The sequence below is a fragment of the Burkholderia orbicola genome (assembly GCF_900100915.1).
Classification (GTDB): Bacteria; Pseudomonadota; Gammaproteobacteria; order Burkholderiales; family Burkholderiaceae; genus Burkholderia; species Burkholderia orbicola.
Genome location: NZ_FNKW01000002.1, coordinates 2,799,617 through 2,812,122 on the forward strand (window position 1 = coordinate 2,799,617; position 12,506 = coordinate 2,812,122).

Annotated in this window: 10 protein-coding genes; 9 read left to right on the forward strand and 1 reads right to left on the reverse strand. The window is 68.9% G+C overall.

What is annotated here, in order from left to right:
* Positions 1-125: 125 nt before the first annotated feature.
* Complete coding sequence (locus BLS50_RS29375) at positions 126-917, reverse strand: SDR family NAD(P)-dependent oxidoreductase (RefSeq protein WP_074806254.1); 792 nt, start codon at positions 915-917, stop codon at positions 126-128.
* A 433-nt stretch (positions 918-1,350) separates the two neighbouring features.
* On the opposite strand from BLS50_RS29375, the gene ypfJ reads away from it, so the two are divergent.
* From ypfJ to BLS50_RS29420, 9 genes are all read left to right on the forward strand, one after another.
* A complete protein-coding gene (gene ypfJ / locus BLS50_RS29380; RefSeq protein ID WP_034175238.1) occupies positions 1,351-2,229 on the forward strand; it encodes a KPN_02809 family neutral zinc metallopeptidase in 879 nt (292 codons plus the stop codon).
* Positions 2,230-2,391: 162 nt separating this feature from the next.
* The gene (locus BLS50_RS29385; protein WP_074806257.1) at positions 2,392-3,123 is read left to right on the forward strand and encodes a helix-turn-helix transcriptional regulator; all 732 of its coding nucleotides are present in this window, start codon (positions 2,392-2,394) and stop codon (positions 3,121-3,123) included.
* Between the two features lie 220 nt (positions 3,124-3,343).
* Complete coding sequence (locus BLS50_RS29390; RefSeq protein WP_074806259.1) at positions 3,344-4,846, forward strand: aldehyde dehydrogenase family protein; 1,503 nt, start codon at positions 3,344-3,346, stop codon at positions 4,844-4,846.
* A 48-nt stretch (positions 4,847-4,894) separates the two neighbouring features.
* Entirely contained in the window at positions 4,895-6,235 is a 1,341-nt protein-coding gene (locus BLS50_RS29395; protein ID WP_053524879.1) for an aspartate aminotransferase family protein, read from the forward strand.
* Between the two features lie 221 nt (positions 6,236-6,456).
* Complete coding sequence (locus tag BLS50_RS29400) at positions 6,457-7,959, forward strand: APC family permease (RefSeq protein ID WP_053524878.1); 1,503 nt, start codon at positions 6,457-6,459, stop codon at positions 7,957-7,959.
* Positions 7,956-8,576: a DUF3156 family protein gene (locus BLS50_RS29405; protein WP_074806262.1), complete on the forward strand. Its 621-nt coding sequence runs from the start codon at positions 7,956-7,958 to the stop codon at positions 8,574-8,576. Before BLS50_RS29400 ends, BLS50_RS29405 begins: the two co-directional genes overlap by 4 nt.
* Before the next feature lie 69 nt (positions 8,577-8,645).
* On the forward strand, positions 8,646-9,584 hold the full coding sequence (locus tag BLS50_RS29410; protein ID WP_012339722.1) for a helix-turn-helix domain-containing protein: 939 nt from the start codon (positions 8,646-8,648) through the stop codon (positions 9,582-9,584).
* A 167-nt stretch (positions 9,585-9,751) separates the two neighbouring features.
* Positions 9,752-10,960 (forward strand): porin, encoded by a 1,209-nt coding sequence (locus tag BLS50_RS29415; RefSeq protein WP_027807155.1) that lies wholly within the window; start codon positions 9,752-9,754, stop codon positions 10,958-10,960.
* A gap of 300 nt (positions 10,961-11,260) precedes the next feature.
* Complete coding sequence (locus BLS50_RS29420) at positions 11,261-12,499, forward strand: ABC transporter substrate-binding protein (protein WP_074806266.1); 1,239 nt, start codon at positions 11,261-11,263, stop codon at positions 12,497-12,499.
* Positions 12,500-12,506 lie beyond the last annotated feature (7 nt).

Genomic DNA, 12,506 nt, shown 5'->3' on the forward strand with positions numbered 1-12,506 from the left:
GGTAGCGGATTTCCCGGGCAGGAAACGATCGGGCGACGCCGCGCGTGTCCGTGGGCGGGTACCGGTAGTCGCCCACGGACACGCTGCCCGCTCGATGTCTCCCGCGCGCGGCGTGCCTGCTGGCGTCAAAGCCGGTCGAACGCGAGCGTCGGTACGTCGACGACCATCGCGCCGCCGTCCGCGACGAGCGTCGCGCCGGTCACGAAGGAGGCGTCCGGCGACGCCAGGAACGCGCAGACGGCCGCGATCTCGTCGGGATCGGCCGCGCGCCGCAGCGGCACGTCGGCGCTCACGCGGGCATACGCGCCGTCGAGCGAATCGCCGTGCGCGGCCATCAGCGGGGCCATTTCCGCATCGGCCATCGGCGTGCGGACCCAGCCCGGGCAGACGGCGTTCGCCCGCACGCCGTGCGGGCCGTAGTCGCGCGCGAGCGATCGCGCCAGCCCGAGCAGTGCGTGCTTGCCGACCGTGTAGCCGCATACGCCGGGGCCGGCCGCGAGCGCCGCGATCGACGCGACCAGCACGATATTGCCGCGCTGCGCGATCAGGTCGGACAGGCACGCACGCGCGCTGACGAACGCGGTGTCGAGGTTCGCGTGCATCGCGTCGCGCCATTGCGCGTCGTCGGTTTCGTCCGCGCGGCCGATGCCGTGGCCGCCCGCACACGCGACGAGCGCGTCGACGCGGCCGAAGCGTTCGGCGATGCGCGGCAGGAAGCCGGCCCAGTCGGCGGGGTTCGCCGCGTCGCCGGCCAGCGCGAGACCGCCCGTTTCGGCAGCCAGTGCATCGAGCGGCGCCTGGCGGCGCCCGATCAGCACGACGCGGTCGCCGCGGCGGGCGAAGCGGCGTGCGCATGCGGCGCCGATGCCGGTGCCTGCGCCGGTGATCGCGATCGTGCAGGGTGGCGGGTGCGTCATGTCGTTCTCCGGAAAGGGGGCGTTCCGGCCACTTTAGGCGGCGCCGGCGCGCGCCGGTATCCGCCGAAAGGATGAACGCGGGCCGTCCGGATGGCCAGGTGCGGCGGCCGTGGCCCATTTTGCAAAGGCTGACGATGTCTGACGCCGAATCGCTCTATCCTCCACATTTTTGGGATAAGCCACGAAAGCCCGGCAAAATAGTGCGAGCGGGCGCTTGCAACGACGCGCGGCGCGTCGGCCAGCCGATTCCGTCGTAAGAATGGCGCGGCCGGCGAAGGCGCGGCCAGCAAAGGCGCGGCAGGCCGGATCGGCGCGAGCGGGCGTCCGACACACAGGTAGCGCATCCGCCGACGGCTCATGTCGCCCCGGCGTATCGCCCGGTTGCGCGCTGGCGCGGCCGGACCATCGACAAAAGAACAGGGAGGGGCCGGCAATGAGGCTGGACGACGAAAGAGAAAGCGCCAACGTCGAGGATCGACGCGGTGGCGGAGGGTTCGGCGGTGGGCGCGCGACGATCGGCATCGGCACGATCGTGGTCGCGCTGGCCGCCTCGTATTTCTTCGGGATCGACCCGCGCGTGGTGCTCGAAGGCGCGTCGGCGCTGCAGGGCCGGCAACAGCAGGCGCAGCCCGCGCCGACCCAGCACCAGGGCGCGCCGGCGAACGATCCCGGCGCGGTGTTCACGCGCAAGGTGCTCGGCAATATTGAACGCACGTGGACGGGCGTGTTCAACACCCAGCTGCACGCGCAGTACCAGCCGCCGAAGCTCGTGATGTTCACGAACTCGACGCCGACCGCGTGCGGCACCGGCCAGACCGCGATGGGGCCGTTCTACTGCCCGGGCGACCGCAACGTGTATATCGATCTCGGCTTCTACGACGAGCTGCGCAAGCGTTTCGGTGCGGGCGGCGATTTCGCGCAGGCCTACGTGATCGCGCACGAAGTCGGCCATCACGTGCAGAACCTGCTCGGCATTGCCGACAAGGTCGACGCCGCGCGCCGGCGCTCGAGCCAGGCGCGCGCGAACGCACTGTCGGTGCGGATGGAGCTGCAGGCCGACTGCTTTGCCGGCGTGTGGGCGAACAACGCGCAGCGCGCGAACCAGCGGCTGATGGAGCCGGGCGATTTCGAGCAGGGGCTGAAGGCGGCTGCTGCGATCGGCGACGACCGGCTGCAGCAGCAAGGGCAGGGCTACGTCGTGCCCGAAAGCTTCACGCACGGCACCAGCGAGCAGCGCGTGTACTGGCTGCGGCGCGGGATGGAGTCGGGCGAAGTGAGCGCCTGCGACACGTTCGCCGCGAACGCCCGCTGAAACGAGGCGCGCGCACCGCCGCGCGCCGGCATCGTCCCGCCTGAACCGGCCACCTGGCCGGCCCGGGACGATTTGCCGATTCGTGCTCACCGGCGCTTTTCGGCGCCGGTAGGCTGGCCCGGACTTCGAGATTCGATGCGTCCATCCGCCAGCCGATTTCCCATGCCGACCTTGTCCGTTCCCGCCGACCACGCTCCCGCCGACTGGCAGCGCGCGCTGCACGCGTGCGTGGATGCGTTCGACGCGTTCGCGAGCCCGTCCGCGATCGTGTTCTATCGGCTCGACCAGAGCGGCGAGCCGGCCGATTTCGAGCTGTTCGGGATGCCGGAATCGATGCACCGTACCTATGTTGCCCGCTACCGGATGCTCGATCCGCTGCATCCGTCGCGTTGCGCGGCGGGCGACCGCGCGGTCGTCACGCTCGCGTCGCAACTGCCTGACGAACGACGCGCGGCGTCCGCGTACTGGACCCGTTTTCTGCGGCGGCACGACGTGGCCGACGTCGTCGAGATCTGGCTGCGCGACGACGCAGGCCGCACGGTCGGCGCGTTCTCGCTGCTGCGCTTCGGCATCGGCGAAGCGAACGGCAACGGCACCGCGGGACGGTTCGCCCCCGGCGAGATCGATGCGCTCGCGCGGCTGCAGCCGGTCGCCGAAGCGGCGCTGAGCCCGCTGCTGCGCGCGCGGCGCGGCATCCACCGGATCGGTTGCGAGGAACGGCTGACCTACCGCGAGGAGCAGATCGCGCGGCTCGTGCGCGACGGCCGCTCGAACAAGGAGATCGCGCGCGACCTCGCGCTCGGGCCACCGACGATCAAGACGCACCTGATGCGCATGTACCGCAAGCTCGGCGTGTCGAACCGTACGGAGCTGGTCGGCGCGTTGTTCCTGTAAGTTTTCCCTGTCCGCAATCCCGCCGCGTCATTCGTCGGACGATAACGCGGCGTTCGTCCGTCGCGACGCCATGCTTGCGCGCGTCCGGCTCACCCGCATCTGATTCCCCCACGCGCTGCCAATTTGCGCTCACCGGGCGCGATTCCTCGTCGCTACAGTGGTCCGACGCCCGCGTGCCTCGGCGGCACGCGGTCCAGCCACGACAATCAACGAGACGCCCATGAGCAACACGAACTTCGTCGCCGTCAGCGACACCGTGCGCACCTTCGTTGCGCGCGATTTCGGCCTCTTCATCGACGGCGCCATGCAGCCGGCGCACGCGGCAGCGCGCGTCGACGTGTACGACCCCGCCACGGGCGAGCGGCTCGCGACCGTCGCCGATGCCGATGCGCACGACGTCGACCGCACGGTCGCCAGCGCGAAACACGCGTTCGACACGCGCGTCTGGAGCGGGCTGCGGCCGGCCGACCGCGAACGCATCCTGCTGAAACTCGCCGACCTGATCGAAGCCGACGCCGAAACGCTCGCGCAGCTCGAAACGCTGAACCAGGGCAAGTCGATTCACGTGTCGCGCGCGGTCGAAGTCGGCGCGAGCGTCGAATACGTGCGCTACATGGCCGGCTGGGCGACCAAGATCACCGGCCAGACGCTCGACGTGTCGATCCCGTTCCCGCCCGGCGCACGTTATACGGCCTATACGCGCAAGGAGCCCGTCGGCGTGGTCGCCGCGATCGTGCCATGGAATTTCCCGCTGATGATCGCGGTGTGGAAGCTGATTCCCGCGCTCGCGGCCGGCTGCACGATCGTGCTGAAGCCGTCGCCGGAAACCCCGCTCACCGCGTTGCGCCTCGCCGAACTGGCACGCGAAGCCGGCGTGCCGCCCGGCGTGTTCAACGTCGTCACGGGCGGGCGCGTCTGCGGCGCGGCGCTCGCGAGCCACCCGTCGATCGCGAAGATCTCGTTCACCGGCTCGACCGCGACCGGCAAGCTGGTCGGCGCGGCGGCCGTGCAGAACATGACGCGCTTCTCGCTGGAGCTCGGCGGCAAGAACCCGATCGTGATGCTCGACGACGTCGACGTCGCGCAGGCGCTCGACGGCGTCGCCGCCGGCGCGTTCTTCAACCAGGGGCAGGTGTGCGCGGCCGCATCGCGCATCTATGTGCATCGCAGCAAGTTCGCGCCGCTCGCGGACGGCCTCGCGGGCGTCGCGCGATCGATGAAGCTCGGCGCGGGCCTCGACACCACCGCGCAGATCAATCCGCTCGTGTCCGCGCAGCATCGCGACAAGGTGGTCCAGCACATCGAAGGCGCGCGCCGCGCGGGCCTCACGTTCCTCGCGGGCGGCACGCCGGCCGACGATCTGCCCGGCTATTACGTGAAGCCGGCCGTGATCGCCGATCCGCACCCGGACAGCGCGATCGTGCGCGACGAGGTATTCGGCCCGGTGATCGTCGTCGTGCCGTTCGACGACGCGGCCGACGCGGTGCGCCTCGCGAACGCGTCGCCGTACGGCCTCGCCGCGAGCATCTGGAGCAACGACCTGAAACGCGTGATGAACCTCGTGCCGCAGATCGAGGCCGGCACGGTGTGGGTGAACTGCCATATCCCGCTCGATCCGTCGATGCCGTTCGGCGGCTACAAGCAATCGGGCATCGGTCGCGAATTCGGCCAGTACGCGATCGAAGGCTTCACCGAAACCAAATCCGTCTGCATCGCGCATTGACGCGCGATTCGCGAACCCGATTCAACCGATCCGACAGTGGAGATTGCAATGAGCTACAACGAAGCGAAGTTCTGGCACCCGATGCTGCACCCGAACGAAATGAAACAGCGCAAGCCGATCCGTATCGTGCGCGGCGACGGCTGCTACGTGTTCGACGAACAGGGGCGCAAGCTCGTCGACGGCGTCGCGGGCCTGTGGAACGTGAACGTCGGCCACAACCGCCAGGAAGTGAAGGACGCGATCGTGCGTCAGCTCGACGAACTCGAATATTTCCAGCTGTTCGACGGCATTTCGCATCCGCGCGCCGAGGAGCTGTCGAAGAAGGTGATCGACATGCTGGAGCCGGAAGGGATGCGCCGCGTGCTGTACAGCTCGGGCGGGTCGGACTCGATCGAGACCGCGCTGAAGATCGCGCGCCAGTACTGGAAGGTGCGCGGCCAGGCCGACCGCACGAAGTTCATCTCGCTGAAGCAGGGGTATCACGGCACGCACTTCGGCGGCGCATCGGTGAACGGCAATACGGTGTTCCGCCGCAACTACGAGCCGAACCTGCCCGGCTGCTTCCACGTCGAGACGCCGTGGCTGTACCGCAACCCGTTCACGCAGGACCCGGAGGAACTCGGCCGGATCTGCGCGGAAATGCTCGAGCGCGAGATCCAGTTCCAGAGCCCCGATACGGTCGCCGCGTTCATCGCGGAGCCGATCCAGGGCGCGGGCGGCGTGATCGTGCCGCCGGCCAATTACTGGCCGCTGGTGCGCGAGGTGTGCGACCGCTACGGCGTGCTGCTGATCGCCGACGAAGTCGTGACGGGCTTCGGCCGCAGCGGCAGCCTGTTCGGTAGCCGCGGCTGGGGCGTGCGCCCGGACATCATGTGTCTCGCGAAGGGGATTTCGTCGGGCTACGTGCCGCTCGGCGCGACGGTCGTGAACGCGCGGATCGAGGACGCGTTCGCCGCGAATGCCGATTTCGGCGGGGCGATCATGCACGGCTACACGTACGCCGGCCATCCGGTGGCATGCGCGGCCGCGATCGCGAGCCTCGACATCGTTGTGAAGGAGGATCTGCCGGCGAATGCGGCGAAGCAGGGCGCGTATCTGCTCGAAGCGCTGCAGCCGTTCGCGGAACGCTTCGCGGCGGTCGGCGAGGTGCGCGGCAAGGGGCTGATGCTCGCGCTCGACCTCGTCGCGAACAAGGACACGCGCGAGCCGATCGATCCGCTGTCGGGCTATGCGAACGCCGTCGCGGAAGTCGCCCGCGAGAACGGCGTGCTGGTGCGCCCGGTCGGCACGAAGATCATCCTGTCGCCGCCGCTCGTGATCCAGCGCGAACAGCTCGACCGGATCGTCGACGCGCTCGCGGCCGGCTTCGAGGCTGTCCCGTTCGCATGACGGCGAAGCCGCGATGGAGGGTAAACGCCGTCGCGGATTTGCCGATTTGCGCTATGACCGGATTATTTTGCCTGCGTATTTTTTCGACATCGGATCACGCCGTGATCGACAGGGGACCCGGGCATCGAAGCGCTGAAGCACCGCCCGGGGCCGACCGCATAGCATCTGGCCCCGGCTGCTGACGAAGCGCCGGTTCGGGCCAACCTACGAAGGAGACAACGATGTCGGGATGGTCGGGAATGACCGGCGCCGCGGGCGATACGCCCGCCGGCTCGCCGGCTGAAGCGGGCGGCGGCACCGCGTTGAAGGCGGGCGCGGTCGGTTTTCCGACCGCGCTGGCGAGCGCCGTTGGCCTCATCATGGCGAGCCCGGTGATCCTCACCGCGACGTCGGGCTTCGGGATGGGCGGCTGGGCGTTCGCGGTCGCGATGATCATCGCGTTCGTGATGATGCAGGCGCAGGCCACCACGTTCTCCGAAGCCGCCGCGATGCTGCCGACGGCCGGCTCGGTTTACGATTACCTGTCGTGCGGGCTCGGCCGCTTCTGGGCGATCACCGGCACGATTTCCGCCTATTTCCTCGTGCACGTGTTCGCCGGCACCGCGGAGACGATCCTGAGCGGCATCATGGCGCTCGTGAACTTCGAATCGCTGAACGCCGCGTTCGAGAAGCACAACAGTTCGTGGCTGGTCGGCGTCGGCCTCGTGGTCACGTTCGCGATCACCAACATCATCGGCATCAAGGTGTTCAGCAAGCTCGAGATCGTGCTGACGGCCGGCATGTGGCTGTCGCTGATGATCTTCGGCATCCTCGGGCTCGCGGCCGCGCCGGCCGTGCATCTCGACGGCTGGTTCGGCGGCTCGGAGGTCGGCACGTCGATCCCGGCCGTGCTGTCGCTGGTCGGGATGGCGATGTTCATGTTCGTCGGCTGCGAATTCGTCACGCCGCTCGCACCGGAAATGAAGGCGCCGGGCCGCACGATCCCGCGCGCGATGGCGCTCGGCCTCGTCGGCGTCGCGATCTGCATGTTCCTGTACGGCGCGGCGATCCGTCGCCAGGTCGCGAACGTGCCGGTGAGCCCCGACGGCCTCACGCACCTGCTCGACACACCGGGCGCGATTCCCGCGTTCGCGCTGCAGGTGCTCGGGCCGTTCGGGCGGATCTGGTTCGGCATCGCGTTCCTGTGCGCGGGCGCCGCGACGATCAACACGCTGATGGCCGGGCTGCCGCGTATCCTGTACGGGATGGCGATCGACGGCGCGCTGCCGCGCTGCTTCGCGTACCTGCATCCGCGTTTCAAGACGCCGGTGGTCGGCATCGTCGCGTCGGCGATCGTGCCGATCTTCCATGCGTGGCTGATCAACGGCAATCTCGACAGCATCCTGCACCTCGTGCTCGCCGCGACCTGCGCGTGGGGTACCGCATACCTGCTCGTCACCGCGTCGGTCGTGATGCTGCGCATCCGCCGCCCGGACCTGCCGCGGCCGTACCGTTCGCCGCTGTTCCCGCTGCCGCAGATCGTGTCGAGCGTCGGCATCGTGCTCGCGATCTGGTACATCACGCCGCCCGGCATGAACCCGCGCGACATCTACGTGCCGTTCGGCGCGATGCTCGGGCTCACCGCGCTGTACGCGCTGTTCTGGACGCTGGTCGTGCAGCGCCGGCATCCGTTCAGGCCGGTGCCGGTCGAGGACGTGCTGCGCAACGAGCACGTCGCGTCGTGAAGGCCGCGCTCGCCCGCTGGCGCGCGGCGCCCGCTGCGCCGCCGCCGGGCCATCGGCCCGGCGCGATCGCCGCGCGCGTGCTCGCCGACCTGCGGGCCGTGCGCGATGACGACGGTGCTGGCGGCGTCGGCGGCGTTGGCGGTGCCACGGCGCGGTTGCCGAATGGCGTGCGCGTGCGCGTCGACGAGCGCGTCGAGCGTCAGTTCCTGATGCATACGGTCAGCGTGAAGGTGACGGTGGCCGCGAACGGTCCGGCCGTACAGGGCAGTGCGCGCGTGCGGCAGACCGGCTGGCTGCGCCGTACCGGCATCGCTGCGGTGCTCGCGCCCGGATGCGATCCCGCCTTCATCGACACGCTGGCCGCGCTGCTTGCCGACCCGGCGCTGGCCGACGCGCTGCGGCCGCTGCACCTGACCGACTGCGTGATCGACGCGCACGACGGCGACGCGCGCGACGGCCGCTGGACGCTCGCGATCGTGCCGTTCGGCGGCAGCGAGGTCGTCAACCGGATGCCGTCGTTTCGGCGCTATGTCCGGCTGATCGACGAGCAGGTCGCGGCGCTGTCGGCGGCCTGTCTTGCGTTCGAAACCGCACTACGCGGGATTTTGCGAGGGTAAGCTGTGGCGATGCGTGCCGCGCGAACCCGGCGGGCGCATCCAGGAATCAGGGTTTTACCGGAGATGCCGATGCTGTTCCAGTCACGCTCACACGAAGACGTGCACGATCACGGGCTCGCGATCGCGGGCTGGCATCAGGTGTACCGCCAGATGACGCCGGGCCGCTTCAAGGGCACCGTCACGCAGGTGCTGTACGACGATTTCCACTTCTTCCGCGAGACGACCAACCGGCGTGTCGCGCAAACCGGGCTTGCGCCGGCCGGGCGCACGTCGCTCGCGGTACCGTTGTCCGTGCCCCTCGCGGGCACGTTCCAGGGCCAGCCGGTCGACGGCTATGCGCTGCTCGCGCTGCGCGCCGGCGAGGATTTTGAATTCCACACGCCGGAAGGGATGGGGCTCGTCGGGATCAGCGCGTCGTCCGACATGGTCGACGAGCTGTGCGAGGCCGAATTCGGCGCGGCCGGCGCGCGCAGGCTGCGGCACGTGACGCGGCTGTCCGACGCGCAGGGCGTCGCGCTCGGCGTGCGGCTGTCGGCCCTGATCGACGATGCCCAGCGCAACCCGGGCTGCCTCGAATACGCGGCGACCCGCAAGATGTTTCGCGACGCGATGCTCGGCATGTTCCTCGATGCGCTCGAACAGGGGATCGGCGTCGAGCGCCGCGACATCACGCACGCGACCTACAGCGATATCGTGAGCCGCTGCGAGAAGCATCTGCGCGACCGTCCCGAAGAACCCGTCACCGTGCTCGAACTGTGCCGCGCGCTGCGCTGCAGCCGCCGCACGCTGCAAACGAGCTTCCAGCGCGTGGCCGACGTCACGCCGGTCGGCTACCTGCGCACGATCCGGCTGAACGCGGTGCGGCGCCTGCTGCGCACGACGTCGGCGCAGCAACTCGGCGTCGGCGAAGCCGCCGCGAGCTGGGGCTTCACGCATCTCGGCTATTTCGCGCGCGAGTATCGCGACCTGTTCGGCGAACTGCCTTCCCAGACGACGCGTCCCGAATGACGCATCCGCATTGCGACGGCGCCGCCGGGCATCGTCACGGGCCGCACCCCTCACCGTTTGCCGATTTGCGATAGAGGTCCGGAATTTTCGCTGGATAAAGTCCTGTCACCCATATCGACAACACATTCGGTTTGCATTGCGAATCGATGATCACAGAGGGGCGGGACATGAAGAACGGACGACGACTGACCGCGGCCGCGGCCATGCTGGGCTGCCTGCACGCACATGCGCAGACTTCGGGGAGCGTGACGCTGTACGGTACCGTGGATACCGGCATCATCTATTCGACGAACCAGCAGTTCACGCGCGCAGACGGCAGCACGGGCGGCGGCCATGCGTGGCAGATGGGCGGCGGCAACCTGGTGCCTTCCCGCTTCGGCTTCCAGGGCGCCGAGCCGCTCGGCGGCGGGCTCGATGCGGTGTTTACGCTCGAGCAGCAGTTCCTGTCCGCGAACGGGCAGGCGCTGCAAGGCGGCACCGCATTCAGCCGGCAAGCGTGGGTCGGGCTGCGCCAGGAGGGGATCGGCACGCTCGGCCTCGGCCGCCAGTACGACTCGTACACCGACATGCTCGGCGCATACGTGTCGAGCAACAACTGGTCGACGCCGTACGGCTCGCATCTCGGCGACGTCGACAACCTGAATGCCGCGTTCAACTTCAACAATGCGGTGAAGTTCACCAGCGCCGATTTCAACGGGCTCACGTTCGGCGGCACGTTCAGCTTCGGCGGGCAGGCCGGCGATTTTTCCGCGAAGCGCGGCTATGCGGTGGCCGCGACGTACACGCGCGCGCCGGTGGCCTTCTCGGTCGGCTACCTCGACCTGCACCAGCCGCTCGACGCGGCGCTCGGCGGCGCGAGCGGCTATATCGGCGATTTCGCGTGCAGCAACCCGGGCGCGATGTACTGCCTGCTGCAGGATGCCGGCTCGATGCGCGCGTTCGGCGCGGGCGGGTCGGTCACGTTCGGCGCGGCGACGGTCGCGCTGACCTACACGCATACGCGGCTCGGCGACAGCCGCTATTTCTCGACCGCCGCGCAGCCGCGCACGCAGGCGTTCACGTTCGACATCGGCGAGCTGAACGTCACGTACATGTTCACACCGGCGCTGCAAGGCGGCGTTGCGTACATCTTCAACGCCGCGCATACGGACGGACGCGGCACGACGCGCTTCCACCAGGTGAACGTCGGCGCGAACTACAGTCTGTCGAAGCGCACCGCGCTGTATGCGGTCGCGATCGGCCAGGTCGCGAGCGGCACGGGGCTCGGCACCGATGCGGACGGCAACGCGGCGAACTATGCGCAGATTCCGGTGCTCGCGAACAGCAATTCGAGCCGGCAACTGGCGGTGATGGCGGGGATTCGTGTGAACTTTTGACTCGGACCGCGGGCAGGGGCGGCACGTCGGTCGCGTGCCGCCGCGCGGCCCTCGCGCCCATGGCTCGGCGCCGGTCGATTGCTGGAAAGCGATGCTTGAAAAAAGCCGCCCGTATGCTTGACTGAATGGACCCGGATTGACGGAATCCGTGCGTCGAGTTGCCCGGCTTGCGGCTTGCCACAATACCTTCACGATCTGCGTGAACAATGGCGACGCTTCATGCGACCCGACCTGTCGCCGGCGTTGCACACGTGTGCAACGCACGAATGTTCCGCTCCATCGCCGATCGAGAGAGACCACATGACCCTGCTGAGCCGCCTGCGCGCGCTGTCCGCCGCCGTTGCGCTATCCGTTGCCGCCACGCACGCTTTCGCGGCGGATCTCGTCATCGCAGGCCGCGACGACATCTACGGCAAGGGGCTGGCCGACGCCGTCGCCGGCTTCAACAAGCTGCATCCGGGCACCGAGATCGAGCTGCTCAAGCTGCCGAACGCGAACCTGTACCAGAAGCTGAAGCTGTCGATGCGCGAAGGCACCGGCGCGTACGACCTCGTGATGATGGACGACACGTGGGCGCCGGAATTCATCGGCAACGGCTGGCTGAAGCCGCTGCCCGCGTCGCTCGCGGACGCCGATCTCGTGCCGTCCGCCGTCGCGCTCGGCCGTAACGCGGCCGGTGCGCTGTACGCGCTGCCGATCGTCGGTAACGTCGAGATGTTCGCGTACCGCAAGGATCTGCTCGCGAAGTACAAGCTGCAACCGCCGCGCAACTGGGACGACGTGCTGAAGATCGCGCAGACCGTCGGCGGCGCGGACAAGAGCGTGTCGGGCGTCGTGTTCCGCGGCACGAAGGGCAACCCGGTCGTGACGGGCTTCCTGCCGATCCTGTGGGCGTATGGCGGCGACGTATTCGATCACGCCGGCAACGTGACGATCGATTCGCGCGAAGCGCAGGCCGCGCTGAAGACGTTCCTCGCGCTGAAGGCGTTTGCACCGAAGGACGTCGACGTGTACGGCGCGGCGGAAGTACGCGACGCGCTGCAACGCGGCACGGCCGCGCAGTCGATCGAGGTGTGGCCCGCCTGGGTGCCGGCGCTCGATGACGCGAAGCAGTCGCGCGTGGTCGGGCAGATCGCGCTGCAGCCGCCGCCGGGGCAGACCGCGGGCCCGGCGCCGATGCTCGGCATCTGGCAGATGGGCATTCCGAAGGACGCGCCGCACGTGAAGCTCGCGCAGGACTTCCTCGCTTACCTGACCGCACGCGATACGCAGACGCGCCTCGCCGGCATCGGCATTCCGCCGACCCGCCGCAGCGTGTTCAACGATCCGGCGCTGGTGCGCCAGTATCGCTGGTATCCCGATCAACTGAAGGCGCTCGAGGCCGGCCGTGCGCGGCCGCGCGTGACGGACTGGCAGCAGGTCGAGAGCATTCTCGGCGATCAGCTTCAACTCGCGCTGACGGGGCAGGCCGCGCCCGACGCCGCGCTGCGCCAGGCGCAGCAGAAGATCGCGCAGGCGACGGCCGCGGCCGGCAAGTGATCGCGCA